The organism is Enterobacter sp. DTU_2021_1002640_1_SI_PRY_ASU_LCPMC_013, from assembly GCF_032389435.1.
Lineage (GTDB): Bacteria > Pseudomonadota > Gammaproteobacteria > Enterobacterales > Enterobacteriaceae > Enterobacter > Enterobacter hormaechei_C.
Map to the genome: position 1 here is coordinate 1,507,370 of NZ_CP135594.1, position 13,674 is coordinate 1,521,043.

A 13,674-nucleotide genomic window follows, 5' to 3' on the forward strand; every position below is an offset into this window, starting at 1 on the left:
GTGTATGATAGGCAGGCTTTTACCATGTCTTTAGAGAGGTGCAGGGTGAAAATTGCCATATTGTCCCGGGATGGAACGCTCTATTCATGTAAACGCCTGCGAGAAGCGGCGGCGAAACGCGGACATCAGATTGAAATCCTCGATCCGATGTCCTGCTATATGAACATCGACCCTGCGGCGTCGTCGATTCATTACAAAGGCCGCAAACTCCCGCATTTTGATGCGGTAATTCCCCGCATTGGCTCCCAGATCACCTATTACGGTACGGCTGCGCTGCGCCAGTTTGAAATGCTGGGAAGCTATCCGCTCAACGAGTCCGTGGCGATCTCCCGCGCCCGCGATAAGCTGCGCTCGCTGCAACTGCTGGCGCGCCAGGGGATCGATCTGCCCGTCACCGGGATTGCCCACTCCCCGGACGACACCAGCGATTTAATCGACATGGTGGGCGGTGCGCCGCTGGTTATTAAGCTGGTGGAAGGTACGCAGGGTATTGGGGTGGTACTGGCGGAGACGCGTCAGGCGGCGGAAAGCGTGATCGACGCGTTTCGCGGTCTGAATGCCCATATTCTGGTGCAGGAGTATATTAAAGAGGCCAACGGGTGCGACATCCGCTGCTTTGTGGTGGGCGATGAGGTGGTGGCCGCCATAGAGCGGCAGGCAAAAGAGGGCGACTTCCGCTCTAACCTGCACCGCGGCGGTATCGCGCGGGTGGCCCTTATTAGCGAGCGCGAGCGCGAGATTGCGGTGAAAGCAGCGCAGACGCTGGGCCTGGACGTGGCGGGGGTCGATCTGCTGCGTGCCGGGCGCGGGCCGCTGGTGATGGAAGTCAACGCCTCGCCGGGGCTGGAAGGGGTGGAAAAAACCACAGGCGTCGATATTGCAGGTAAAATGATCGCATGGATTGAACGCCATGCGACGCCGGGATTTTGCCTGAAAACGGGCGGTTAAATGGATCGGCGCGCACTTTTTGCGTAATCTGGACAACGTTTTTATTTAAGAGGCTGCACAGCGATGGATTTACAGGTCGTACCTACACTGGATACGTTACGTCAATGGCTCGATGATGCCGGTATTACTTTCTTCGAATGCGACTCCTGCCAGGCGCTGCATCTGCCTCACATGCAAAATTTCGATGGGATTTTCGATGCCAAAATCGATCTGATTAACGACGTGATCCTGTTCTCGGCGCTGGCTGAAGTAAAGCCTTCTGCGCTGCTGGCGCTGGCGTCTGATCTGTCAGCGATCAACGCCAGTTCTTTGACGGTGAAAGCGTTTCTCGACATACAGGATGATAATCTGCCAAAGCTGGTGGTTTGCCAGTCTTTATTCTCCGGCGCGGGGCTCTCCTTCAAGCAGTTCGCCTGGTTTATGCGCCTGAGCGAAGAGCAAATTTCCATGGTAATGATGGAAGCCAACGCACATCACCTGCTGTATAGCGCGGAAGATGATGCCGAGAATAATGATGCATCTCCCAATTTTCTCCACTAAGCCTGTCTGACTTTTGCGCAGTCGCTGCCAGAGCGGCTGCATAACACCGCTTTTTCTGCTGCTTTTAACCTTTCTTTAAAGAGTTTTTCACCTCCTCTCCGGCCGTTTCGGCTTATCACGTAGACATAATCTGCATAAAAAATTGATAAAAGGCGTTTTTTCGTCTGGGCTATAGCCGGAGACACGGGCTACAGTTATTCTTGCGGTGCTTAAAAAAGCGAGCGGAACCTGCCGGGAAGAGGGGGGTATTTTATTTCGGGCAGAGCGACAAACTATGCATGATTATTGCATATCTTCAGGCTGCACAGTTTTGGTTCGTTTGTTAACGAACTTTCAGAAGGAATAACAATATGATCGCCTTGAATAAAAAATGGTTATCGGGTCTGGTTGCGGGTGCTCTGATGGCCGTCTCTGCCGGCACGCTCGCTGCGGAACAAAAAACGCTGCACGTCTATAACTGGTCTGACTATATTGCGCCGGACACCGTCGCCAGTTTTGAAAAAGAGACCGGCATTAAGGTTGTCTACGACGTATTCGATTCCAACGAAGTGCTGGAAGGCAAACTGATGGCGGGCAGCACCGGTTTCGACCTGGTGGTGCCGTCGGCAAGCTTCCTGGAGCGTCAGCTGACCGCCGGTGTCTTCCAGCCGCTGGACAAGAGCAAATTACCGAACTGGAAGAACCTCGATCCGGACGTGCTGAAGCTGGTGGCGAAGCACGATCCGGAGAATAAATACGCGATGCCTTACCTGTGGGCGACCACCGGTATTGGCTATAACGTTGATAAAGTCAAAGCGGCGCTGGGCCCGGACGTCAAGCTGGACAGCTGGGATGTGGTGCTGAAGCCGGAAAACCTCGAGAAGCTGAAAAGCTGCGGCGTCTCTTTCCTCGATGCGCCGGAAGAGATTTTCGCCACCGTGCTTAACTATCTCGGCAAAGATCCAAACAGCAGCAAGGCTGACGACTACACCGGTCCGGCGACCGACCTGCTATTGAAGCTGCGTCCGAATATTCGCTACTTCCACTCCTCTCAGTACATCAACGACCTGGCTAACGGGGATATCTGCGTGGCCATCGGCTGGGCGGGCGATGTCTGGCAGGCGGCGAACCGCGCGAAAGAGGCGAAAAACGGCGTGAATGTTTCCTACTTCATTCCGAAGGAGGGGGCGCTGGCGTTCTTCGACGTCTTCGCGATGCCGGCTGATGCGAAAAATAAAGAGGAAGCGTATCAGTTCCTCAACTACCTGATGCGTCCGGAGGTGATTGCCCACATCAGCGACCATGTCTACTACGCCAACGGTAACAAGGCCTCCGTGCCGCTGGTGAGCGAAGAAATCCGCAATAATCCGGCGATCTATCCGCCAGCCGATGTGTTTGCCAAGCTCTTCACCCTGAAAGTGCAGGAACCGAAAATTGACCGTGTGCGTACCCGCGCGTGGACCAAGGTGAAAAGCGGTAAGTAACGGCGTTTGATATCGTTGCCCGGTGGCGCTGTCGCTTACCGGGCCGACAGATCCCGTAGGCCGGGCAAGCGTTAGCGCCGCCCGGCGATGCGCACCCTGACGGTGCGTTTGCACCAGTGTTGATCTATGCCGGAGAGCACCCCGTGAATGACGCGATCCCCCGCCCGCAGGCGAAAGTCCGTAAAGCGCTGACCCCGCTTCTTGAAATTCGTAACCTCACCAAATCCTTCGACGGCCAGCATGCCGTGGACGATGTCAGCCTGACGATCTACAAAGGTGAAATTTTTGCTTTGCTCGGTGCATCGGGCTGCGGCAAATCCACACTGCTGCGTATGCTGGCAGGCTTTGAACAGCCTACCGCCGGGCAGATCGTGCTGGATGGGGTAGACCTCTCCAGCGTGCCGCCGTACCAGCGGCCCATAAACATGATGTTCCAGTCCTATGCCCTGTTCCCGCACATGACCGTTGAGCAGAACATCGCCTTCGGCCTGAAGCAGGACAAACTGCCGAAAGCCGAAATCACCGCGCGCGTGGCAGAGATGCTGAGCCTGGTGCATATGCAGGAGTTTGCGAAGCGTAAGCCGCATCAGCTTTCCGGCGGCCAGCGTCAGCGCGTGGCGCTGGCAAGAAGTCTGGCGAAGCGTCCAAAATTATTACTGCTCGACGAGCCGATGGGCGCGCTGGATAAAAAGCTGCGCGACCGGATGCAGCTGGAAGTGGTGGATATCCTCGAGCGCGTGGGGGTGACCTGCGTGATGGTGACTCATGACCAGGAAGAGGCGATGACCATGGCCGGGCGCATTGCGATCATGAATCGCGGTAAGTTCGTGCAGATCGGCGAGCCGGAAGAGATCTATGAACACCCGACAACCCGCTACAGCGCGGAGTTCATCGGCTCGGTAAACGTCTTCGAAGGGCTACTGAAGGAACGCCAGGACGACGGTCTGGTGATTGAATCGCCGGGGCTGGTGCACCCGCTGAAGGTTGATTCTGATAACTCCGTGGTGGACAACGTGCCGGTTTACGTTGCCCTGCGCCCGGAAAAAATCATGCTTTGCGATGAGCCGCCCGCCGATGGCTATAACTTTGCCGTGGGCGAAGTGGTGCACATTGCCTATCTCGGCGATCTGTCGATTTACCATGTGCGCCTGAAAAGCGGCCAGATGCTCAGCGCCCAGTTACAGAACGAACACCGGTATCGCAAGGGGCAGCCAACCTGGGGCGACGAAGTGAGCCTCTGCTGGGATGCGGACAGTTGCGTAGTCCTGACGGTATAAGGAGCGGTCATGAGCACACTTGAACCTCCAGCCCGCGTCAAAAAACCGGGCGGTTTCGCGCTCTGGCTGGCGCGCATGCAGATGGCGCATGGCCGCAAGCTGGTCATCGCCATGCCCTATATCTGGCTGATCCTGCTGTTTCTGCTGCCGTTCCTGATCGTCTTTAAGATCAGCCTGGCGGAGATGGCGCGGGCGATCCCACCGTATACCGATCTGTGGGAGTGGGCCGACGGGCAGCTGACGCTGACCTTAAACCTCGGTAATTTCCTGCAACTGACCGACGATCCGCTCTATTTCGAAGCCTATTTGCAGTCGTTACAGGTTGCGGCTATTTCTACGATTTGCTGCTTGTTGATGGGCTACCCGCTGGCGTGGGCAGTGGCGCACAGCAAGCCGTCGACGCGAAATATTTTACTGCTGTTGGTCATTTTACCGTCGTGGACGTCGTTCCTGATCCGCGTGTACGCGTGGATGGGGATCCTGAAGAATAACGGCATACTGAATAACTTCCTGCTGTGGCTTGGGGTCATCGACCAGCCGCTGACGATCCTGCACACCAACCTTGCGGTGTATATCGGGATTGTCTATGCCTATCTGCCGTTTATGGTGCTGCCAATCTATACGGCGCTGACGCGAATCGATTACTCGCTGGTGGAAGCCTCGCTGGATCTCGGCGCACGCCCGTTGAAGACTTTCTTCAGCGTCATTGTGCCGCTCACCAAAGGCGGGATCATCGCCGGATCGATGCTGGTATTTATCCCGGCGGTCGGGGAGTTTGTGATCCCGGAACTGCTCGGTGGCCCGGACAGCATCATGATTGGCCGCGTGCTGTGGCAGGAGTTTTTCAATAACCGCGACTGGCCGGTGGCCTCGGCGGTGGCGATCGTCATGTTACTGCTGCTGATCGTGCCGATCATGTGGTTCCACAAACATCAGCAGAAACAGATGGGAGACCACGGATGAACAACTTACCGGTAGTACGCTCCCCGTGGCGAATTGCGATCCTGATTATCGGCTTTACCTTCCTGTATGCGCCGATGCTGATGCTGGTGATCTACTCGTTCAACAGCTCTAAGCTGGTCACCGTCTGGGCGGGCTGGTCCACGCGCTGGTACAGCGAGCTGTTCCACGATGATGCGATGATGAGCGCGGTGGGGCTGAGCCTGACCATTGCGGCGCTGGCGGCGACGATGGCCTGCGTGCTGGGCACTATCGCCGCGCTGGTGATGGTGCGCTTTGGCCGTTTCCGCGGGGCGAATGGTTTCGCGTTTATGATCACCGCCCCGCTGGTTATGCCGGACGTCATCACCGGCCTGTCGCTACTGCTGCTGTTTGTCGCGCTGGCGCACGCCATCGGCTGGCCAGCGGATCGCGGGATGCTCACCATCTGGCTGGCACATGTCACCTTCTGTACGGCGTATGTGGCGGTGGTGATCTCCTCGCGGCTGCGCGAGCTGGATCGCTCCATTGAAGAGGCGGCGATGGATCTCGGCGCAACGCCGCTGAAGGTCTTTTTCATCATCACGCTGCCGATGATTATGCCGGCGGTGATCTCCGGCTGGCTGCTGGCGTTCACGCTCTCGCTCGACGATCTGGTTATCGCCAGCTTTGTGTCGGGACCGGGCGCGACAACGCTGCCGATGCTGGTCTTCTCCAGCGTGCGGATGGGGGTGAATCCGGAGATCAACGCCCTGGCGTCCATCATCCTTGGCGTGGTCGGAATTGTCGGATTTATCGCCTGGTATTTGATGGCGCGCGCGGAAAAACAGCGTGTGCGCGATATCCAGCGTGCAAGACGCGGCTGAAGGAATTACTATTTCCAGTGATGTGCCGCGTATGACGCGGCACTGTTTTTCAGGGAAGTAAAAACATTGGGATTCTTACAAAAAACACGTCATTCGCACGCTCGTCCGAACGTCCCTGCACTGGTGCAGGTGGCGGCGCTCGCCATTATTATGATCCGCTGCCTGGATGTGCTGATGATAATGAACACGCTGGGTCCGCGCGGAATGGGGGAATTTATTCACCGCAGCGCGCAGACGTGGAATCTGACGCTGGTGTTTCTCAGCAGCCTGATGCTGGTGTTTATTGAGATCTACTGTGCGTTCTCGCTGGTGAAAGGACGTAACTGGGCGCGCTGGGTGTATCTGCTTACGCAGATCACCGCCGCAGGCTACCTGTGGGCCGCCTCGCTGGGCTATGGCTATCCGGAGCTGTTCAGCATACCCGGTGAGTCGCGACGCGAGATTTTCCATTCACTGGTGATGCAAAAACTGCCGGATATGCTGGTGCTCTGCCTGCTTTATCTCCCGGCTTCCAGTCGGCGGTTCTTCCGCCTGCAATAATGTGTATAATCGCAGCCCTCGTGTTTCTTAAGGTTTTCATATGCAGTGCGCACTCTATGACGCCGGACGCTGCCGCTCCTGTCAGTGGATAGAACAGCCGGTCTCTCAACAACTCACCGCCAAAATGGCCGACCTGCAACAGCTGCTGACAGCACATGCGGTGGGCGAGTGGTGCGCACCCGTCAGTGGCCCGGAACAGGGCTTTCGCAATAAAGCCAAAATGGTGGTCAGCGGCAGCGTTGAAAAGCCGCTGCTGGGGATGCTGCACCGCGACGGCACCCCGGAAGATTTAACCGACTGCCCGCTATATCCCGCCTCGTTTGAGCCGGTGTTTAGCGCGCTGAAACCGTTTATCGCCCGGGCGGGGTTAACGCCCTATAACGTTGCCCGCAGGCGCGGCGAGCTGAAATACCTTTTGCTGACCGAAAGCCAGATCGACGGCGGGATGATGCTGCGCTTTGTGCTGCGTTCGGAAAACAAGCTGGAGCAGCTGCGCGCGGCGCTTCCGGGGTTGCAGGAACAGCTTCCGCAGCTCAAGGTTATCACCGCGAATATTCAGCCGGTGCATATGGCGATCATGGAAGGGGAGAAAGAGATTTTCTTCACCGAACAGCATGCGCTGGCGGAGAGCTTTAACGGCGTGCCGCTGTGGATCCGTCCGCAAAGCTTCTTTCAGACTAACCCCACCGTCGCCAGCGCGCTGTATGCCACCGCGCGCGACTGGGTGCGTGCGTTACAGGTTCATCACATGTGGGATCTGTTCTGCGGCGTCGGCGGCTTTGGTCTGCACTGTGCCACGCCAGACATGCAGCTCACCGGAATTGAGATCTCCGCCGAAGCGATTGCCTGCGCGAAACAGTCCGCCGCGGAGCTGGGGCTGACGAATCTGCACTTCCAGGCGCTGGACTCGACCCGGTTCGCCACCGGACAGGGCAACGTGCCGGAGCTGGTGCTGGTGAACCCGCCGCGCCGGGGTATCGGCCAGGCGCTCTGCGACTACCTGAGCCAGATGGCGCCGGAGTACATCGTCTACTCCAGCTGTAACGCGCAGACCATGGCGAAGGATATCGCCAGCCTGCCGGGCTACCGCATTGCGCGCGTTCAGCTTTTCGATATGTTCCCGCATACCGCCCATTATGAAGTGTTGACGTTGTTGGTGAAAACGCGTTAATCCTCAACATCGCCCGGTGGCGCTGCGCTTACCGGGCCTACGATCCGGAGTAGGCCGGGTAAGGCGTAGCCGCCACCCGGCTTTGTTTGCTCAACCCAGGAATGCGACTCCCCCGCAAGTACTCCCTTCCTCACAATAACGGCAAAGGTTCAAGCAGCATCGGGCGGAGCAAGGCAAGACAGGTGGCGAGGCGGCCACAGAGCGCCATTTTTCTGGCAGGATCGATTTCTTCAACCAGCGCTTCGCAGTAGCGTTGGCAGTTGTCGGCCAGATCGGTGAATTCGGTATTGTGATTAACAGGAAGGGTGAGAAGTGTGTCTGAAAAAGGCGAGACGATCGACATATAAACATCATTGAAGTGTAACCGGACGCACAGCGTAAAAAAGTCTCATGCCGTCAGTATGTTATGCAGGATGCCAATCCCGACACCAGATTTTGCTGGTGTGAGCTGAACATACGTCGGTAAAACCGTAATAAAAAGAGGGGGGAAAGGAGAATTTAAATCCTGCGAGGCTGCTTCAGAAAATACAGAGGAGACCGGTTGTGTGGTTTGTTAACCTCCAAATCTTCAACAAAATGTGAACTCTTCCCCCGCTCGAAATCAGGTAAGCTTACGTCATAACAAATGATTGAAGGCTTACCCATGAAGCAGATCCTGCTGGTAGAAGACGACCACGATATCGCGGCACTCCTGCGTCTTAACCTGGAAGATGAAGGCTACGCCATTACCCACGAGCCCGACGGGGGCAACGCCTTACAGCGTCTTGAAACACAGCCGTGGGACGCGGTGATCCTCGATCTGATGCTGCCGAATGTTGATGGTCTGGAGATTTGCCGCCGTATCCGCCAGATGACCCGCTACCTGCCCATTATCATCATTAGCGCCCGCAGCAGTGAAACTGACCGTATTACCGGCCTGGAAACCGGGGCGGATGATTATCTGGCAAAACCTTTCTCGGTGCAGGAGCTGATTGCCCGCATTAAGGCGCTGTTTCGCCGTCAGCAGGCGATGGGCCAGGCGCAGACGGACGGCATTATTCAGGCGCACGGACTGACTATCGATCCGCTGGCGCGCACCGTGCGCCTTAACGGCCAACACGTCGATCTCACCCCGCGCGAATTTGAACTGCTCTATTTCTTTGCCCGCCATCCCGGAGAGGTCTTTTCGCGGCTGGCACTGCTGGAGCAGGTATGGGGGTATCAGCACGAAGGCTACGAACACACCGTCAATACCCACATTAACCGCCTGCGCATTAAAATAGAGAAAGATGCCGCCGAGCCGGAGATCGTTCGCACCGTCTGGGGCAAAGGCTACAAATTTGCGGAGCAGAATCATGATGCGTCGCTTTAGCCTGAGCCAGCGCCTGACGCTGCTGTTTACGGCGTTACTGCTGCTCTGCGCCACCGTCGCCTGTGCGGTGCAGCTCTACAGTAGCATGCAGTACGGCAATGCGATGGTGCAGCGGCTCTCCGGCGGGCTGGCGCAGCAGATTGTGCAGCGGGAAGCGATTCTGGATGCGCAGGGCAGGGTGGATCGCAGCGCCTTAAAACCGCTGTTCGACCGGCTGATGACCTTTAATCCGAGCGTCGAGCTGTATGTTGTCTCGCCAGATGGCGATATCCTGGCCGATGCCGCCCCGCCGGGGCACATTCAGCGGCAAAAAATTGACCTCGCGCCGATACAGAATTTCCTCAGCGGGACGGTGATGCCGGTGTTTGGCGACGATCCCCGAAGCCAGAATAAGAAAGTCTTCAGCGCCACCCCGCTGCGGCAGGACGGTGAGCTGAAGGGGTATCTGTACATTATTTTGCAGGGGGAGGAGTCCAACGCGCTGGCGGAGATGGCCTGGCACAAAGCGCTCTGGAGTACGGCGCTGTGGTCGATGCTGCTGGTGGCGCTGTTTGGTCTGCTGGCGGGGTTGCTGCTCTGGTACTGGGTGACGCGCCCGGTTAAAGAGCTCACGCTGGACGTGGCCGGGCTGGAGCAGGACAGCATCAGCGCGATTAAGCAGCTGGCGGCCCAGCCGCTTGAGCCTGCCGGCCAGGATGAAGTGGCGATCCTGCGCAATACCTTTATCGAGCTGGCGCGCAAAATCACCTCTCAGTGGGATCGGCTGGCCGACAGCGACCGCCAGCGCCGGGAGTTTATCGCCAACATTTCGCACGACTTACGCACCCCGCTGACGTCGCTGCTGGGTTATCTGGAAACGCTGTCGCTGAAATCCGCAACGCTGTCGCCGCAGGAGCATCAGCAGTACCTCGCTACCGCGCTGCGTCAGGGGCAAAAGGTACGCCATCTGTCGCAGCAGTTGTTCGAGCTGGCGCGTCTTGAGCACGGCGGCATCAAGCCCCAGCGCGAGCGTTTTGCCATGGCTGAACTGATTTCCGACGTGGCGCAAAAGTTTGAACTCGCTGCCCGCACGCGTGAGTTAAATCTGCACATTGACGTCCCGGGTCCGCTGCCGCTGGTGTTGGCCGATGTTTCCATGATTGAACGGGTGGTGACGAATCTGCTGGATAATGCGATACGCCATACCCCAGCAGGTGGAGACATTCGTCTGGCGGTGTGGCAGGAGAACGACCGGTTACAGGTTGAAGTGGCCGACAGCGGAACGGGTGTTGATGCCGCATTACGGGACGATCTGTTCCAGCGTCCGTCAGCGTTAAATCCACAGGCCTCGCGGGAGCACCGGGGCGGGTTAGGGTTGTTAATCGTGAAAAGAATGCTGGAGCTGCACGGCGGGGGGATCAGGCTGATGGAGTCCGTGAGCGGGGCACGGTTCAGGTTCTTTGTGCCGCTTTAAGAAATTGCCGGGTGGCGGCTTCGCCTTACCCGGCCTACAGACCACCCCCGTAGGCCAGGTCACCCGGCAAAAAAGGTTATTGCGGGAACCACTGCTCGCTGATTTTCTGGTATGTGCCGTCAGCTTTGATCGCTTTCAGCGCGCCGTTCAGTTTCTCAAGCAGAGCCTTGTTATCCGGACGCACGGCAATACCGAGGCCAGTGCCGAAATACTGCGGATCGGTCACTTTTTCCGTCGCTGTACCCAGCTGCGGGTTGGTTTTCAGCCACTCATTCACGACCGCGGTGTCGCCAAATACGCCATCAATACGGCCATTTTTCAGGTCGATAATGGCGTTCTGGTAGCTGTCGTAGGCCACGGTTTTCACTTCAGGATGCTTGTCCTGGAGGTATTTCTGGTGCGTGGTGCCGTTCTCCATGCCGATGCGCTTGCCTTTCAGCTCGTCGAAAGATTTATAAGCCCCTTTCTTCGCAATCACCACCGCAGAGTTCGCGTAGTACGGGTCGGTGAACGCGACCTGCTTGCTGCGCTCTGGCGTGATGTCCATGCCGGAGATCACCGCGTCGTACTTTTTAAATTTCAGGGACGGGATCAGGCTGTCAAATGCGTGGTTAGTAAAGGTGCAGTCGGCCTGCATCTGCTTGCACAGCGCTTTCGCCAGGTCGATGTCGAAGCCGACGATCTGGTTGCTGGCATCCAGCGATTCAAACGGCGGATAGGTGGCAGAAACGCCGAAATTGATTTTATCGGCGGCGGATGCGCCAGCGGCGAAGGTTGCGAGGAATGCGGCCAGAACTAACTTTTTCATTGTAATGCTCCCGTCTGTCAATCTTGTCATTATGCGCCGTGTCTGCGGCATGGATGTACAATGCCACTCAATGAATTTATATGCAATAAATATGATTAAATATTATTTAATGCATAAAAAAATGCGGGTAACCCATCAGGTTACCCGCACTACGAAAACAGCTTTATGCATTAAGTCGATTAATTTCTGCGCTCAAACGCCAGCGCCTTACGCTCGATAAGACGCATCATCAGGGTCAGCAGACCGTTGACCACCAGATAGACCAGACCCGCCGCACCGAACACCATCACGTCGTAGGTGCGTCCGTACAGCAGCTGTCCGTGGCCCATCACTTCCATCAGGGTGATGGTGTAGGCCAGAGAGGTACTTTTGAACACCAGCACGACTTCGTTGGAATAGGAAGAGAGGGCGCGCTTAAAGGCATAAGGCAGCAGGATCGCCAGCGTATCCTTCTTGCTCATGCCCAGCGCCCCGCAGGACTGCCACTGGCCTTCCGGGATCGCGCGAATGGCGCCGTAGAACAGCTGCGTGGTATAGGCCGCGCTGTTCAGGGAGAGGGCAATCAGGGCGCAGAGCCATGGCTCAGAGAGCAGATGCCAGATAACCGGATATTCCTGTAACGACGGGAACTGGCCCGGGCCGTAGTAAATCAGGAAGATCTGCACCAGCAGCGGCGTTCCGGTGAAGAGCGTAATGTAGCCACGTACAATCCACACCAGCACCGGCGTTTTCAGCGTCAGGACGATGGTGAAGATCAGCGCCAGGATCAGCGCCACGATGATAGACGCGACGGTCAGCGTCAGGCTGGTGTGCAGCCCTTTCATCAGTTCGGGTAAATAATCCAGCATCAGCCTGGTCTCCGTTCAAAACGCGTTGCGCGCAGATCAATACGCTTCAGAACGTACTGGCTCAGCAACGTGATCACCAGGTAGATAGCCGCCGCGACGATGTACCAGGTAAACGGCTCCTGCGTACGGGTGGCGATACTTTTGGTTTGCAACATCAAATCGTTCACGCTGATCAGGCTCACCAGCGCGGTATCTTTCAGCAGTACCAGCCACTGGTTACCCAGCCCTGGCAAGGCATGACGCCACATCTGCGGCATCACCAGGCGGAAGAAGATCGCCGCTTTCGACAGACCCAGCGCCTGGCCGGATTCCCATTGACCCTGCGGTACCGCTTTCAGCGCGCCGCGCAGCGTTTGTGACGCATAGGCCGAATAGAGCAGGGAGAGCGCAATCACGCCGCACAGGAACGGGCTGACGTCGAAGTTCTCAATCTGCATCTGCACCGGGATCTGCGCAAAGCCGAGATTAATCGTGAAGCCGTCCGACAGCGTTAACAGCAGCTGTGAGGAGCCGAAATAGATAAACAGGACCACCAGAATTTCCGGCAGTCCACGCAGCACAGTCACCAGCGCTGAACCGAGCCATGCGACAGGGCGCCACTTAACGGACTCCCACACCGCAAAGAACATCGCCAGTACGAGGCCGATAATCAGTGCACAAACGGCAAGGCCGACGGTCATCCCGGCGGCGCTTGCTAAAGGAAAAATTTCATTCATCAGGAATTACTTCTGGAACCATTTTTTGTAGATGGTTTCGTAGGTGCCGTCTTTCTTCACTTTTTCCAGCGCAGCGTTGAATTTCTGCTGCAACTCGGTATTGCCCTGACGTACGGCAATACCCAGACCTGTACCGAAGTAGTCTTTATCGGTCACCTTGTCACCCACGGCGGCCAGCTTGTCGTTCGCTTTCAGCCATTCAGTCACAACAGCCGTGTCCCCGAACACCGCATCGATACGACCGTTTTGCAGGTCCAGCTTCGCATTCTGGTAGCTGTCATACGGCACGGTGGTGATTTCCGGATGCTTATCCATGATGAATTTCTGGTGCGTGGTGCCGTTCTGCACGCCGACTTTCTTGCCTTTCAGCAGGTCAACGGAGGCGTATTTACCTTTCTGACCGATGAACAGGGCCGAGTTGTCATAGTAAGGGGTGGTGAACAGAACCTGCTTTTCTCGCTCCGGAGTGATGTCCATTCCGGCCATTACGGCGTCGATACGGCGGAACTTCAGGCTTGGGATCAGGCTGTCGAACGCCTGGTTGCTGAAGGTACAGGTCGCGTCGATCTCTTTACACAGGGCGTTTGCCAGGTCCACGTCGAAGCCAACAATCTTGTTGTTCGCATCAATGGATTCAAACGGAGGGTAGGACGCTTCAGTGGCGAAACGGATGGTCTGGGCTGCGGTAGCGGAAAGGCTGACGCTAGCAAGCAGCGCGGCAATCAATACTTTTTTCATTATAATTTCCCTAACA

At 56.8% G+C, this 13,674-nt stretch carries 15 protein-coding genes; 10 read left to right on the forward strand and 5 right to left on the reverse strand.

Annotation, left to right across the window (positions count from 1 at the left end; translation table 11 throughout):
- Positions 1–45 precede the first annotated feature (45 nt).
- The 8 genes from rimK (at position 46) to rlmC (ending at position 7,744) form a co-directional block, all read left to right on the forward strand.
- The gene (rimK, locus tag RS584_RS07140; RefSeq protein WP_017693733.1) at positions 46–948 is read left to right on the forward strand and encodes a 30S ribosomal protein S6--L-glutamate ligase; all 903 of its coding nucleotides are present in this window, start codon (positions 46–48) and stop codon (positions 946–948) included.
- 63 nt (positions 949–1,011) lie between these two features.
- Positions 1,012–1,488 carry a YbjN domain-containing protein gene (locus RS584_RS07145; protein ID WP_003858385.1) on the forward strand — a complete coding sequence of 159 codons (477 nt, stop codon included), beginning with the start codon at positions 1,012–1,014 and terminating at the stop codon, positions 1,486–1,488.
- 350 nt (positions 1,489–1,838) lie between these two features.
- Complete coding sequence (potF, locus tag RS584_RS07150) at positions 1,839–2,951, forward strand: spermidine/putrescine ABC transporter substrate-binding protein PotF (RefSeq protein ID WP_040117429.1); 1,113 nt, start codon at positions 1,839–1,841, stop codon at positions 2,949–2,951.
- Between the two features lie 143 nt (positions 2,952–3,094).
- A complete protein-coding gene (gene potG / locus RS584_RS07155; RefSeq protein ID WP_017693732.1) occupies positions 3,095–4,228 on the forward strand; it encodes a putrescine ABC transporter ATP-binding subunit PotG in 1,134 nt (377 codons plus the stop codon).
- A 9-nt stretch (positions 4,229–4,237) separates the two neighbouring features.
- Entirely contained in the window at positions 4,238–5,191 is a 954-nt protein-coding gene (gene potH / locus RS584_RS07160; RefSeq protein WP_017693731.1) for a putrescine ABC transporter permease PotH, read from the forward strand.
- Positions 5,188–6,033: a putrescine ABC transporter permease PotI gene (gene potI / locus RS584_RS07165; protein ID WP_003858378.1), complete on the forward strand. Its 846-nt coding sequence runs from the start codon at positions 5,188–5,190 to the stop codon at positions 6,031–6,033. The genes potH and potI overlap by 4 nt, the downstream gene beginning before the upstream one ends.
- Positions 6,034–6,075: 42 nt before the next feature.
- Positions 6,076–6,573 (forward strand): YbjO family protein, encoded by a 498-nt coding sequence (locus tag RS584_RS07170; RefSeq protein WP_085929694.1) that lies wholly within the window; start codon positions 6,076–6,078, stop codon positions 6,571–6,573.
- Between the two features lie 40 nt (positions 6,574–6,613).
- On the forward strand, positions 6,614–7,744 hold the full coding sequence (rlmC, locus tag RS584_RS07175; protein WP_045348014.1) for a 23S rRNA (uracil(747)-C(5))-methyltransferase RlmC: 1,131 nt from the start codon (positions 6,614–6,616) through the stop codon (positions 7,742–7,744).
- Between the two features lie 130 nt (positions 7,745–7,874).
- Here the strand turns inward: rlmC and RS584_RS07180 are convergent, their stop codons facing one another.
- Entirely contained in the window at positions 7,875–8,087 is a 213-nt protein-coding gene (locus RS584_RS07180; protein ID WP_240740596.1) for a hypothetical protein, read from the reverse strand.
- A 300-nt stretch (positions 8,088–8,387) separates the two neighbouring features.
- On the opposite strand from RS584_RS07180, the gene RS584_RS07185 reads away from it, so the two are divergent.
- Positions 8,388–9,095 (forward strand): response regulator transcription factor, encoded by a 708-nt coding sequence (locus RS584_RS07185; protein WP_022650690.1) that lies wholly within the window; start codon positions 8,388–8,390, stop codon positions 9,093–9,095.
- Positions 9,079–10,548, forward strand: a complete 1,470-nt coding sequence (locus tag RS584_RS07190) for a sensor histidine kinase (RefSeq protein WP_032671249.1) — start codon at positions 9,079–9,081, stop codon at positions 10,546–10,548. Before RS584_RS07185 ends, RS584_RS07190 begins: the two co-directional genes overlap by 17 nt.
- A 76-nt stretch (positions 10,549–10,624) precedes the next feature.
- On the opposite strand, the gene artJ is transcribed toward RS584_RS07190, so the two are convergent.
- The 4 genes from artJ to artI form a co-directional block, all read right to left on the reverse strand.
- Positions 10,625–11,356 carry an arginine ABC transporter substrate-binding protein ArtJ gene (gene artJ / locus RS584_RS07195; protein ID WP_063933206.1) on the reverse strand — a complete coding sequence of 244 codons (732 nt, stop codon included), beginning with the start codon at positions 11,354–11,356 and terminating at the stop codon, positions 10,625–10,627.
- A 179-nt stretch (positions 11,357–11,535) separates the two neighbouring features.
- On the reverse strand, positions 11,536–12,204 hold the full coding sequence (artM, locus tag RS584_RS07200; RefSeq protein WP_003858369.1) for an arginine ABC transporter permease ArtM: 669 nt from the start codon (positions 12,202–12,204) through the stop codon (positions 11,536–11,538).
- On the reverse strand, positions 12,204–12,920 hold the full coding sequence (gene artQ / locus RS584_RS07205; protein WP_003858367.1) for an arginine ABC transporter permease ArtQ: 717 nt from the start codon (positions 12,918–12,920) through the stop codon (positions 12,204–12,206). Before artQ ends, artM begins: the two co-directional genes overlap by 1 nt.
- Positions 12,921–12,926: 6 nt before the next feature.
- Entirely contained in the window at positions 12,927–13,658 is a 732-nt protein-coding gene (gene artI / locus RS584_RS07210) for an arginine ABC transporter substrate-binding protein ArtI (protein WP_006174322.1), read from the reverse strand.
- Positions 13,659–13,674 lie beyond the last annotated feature (16 nt).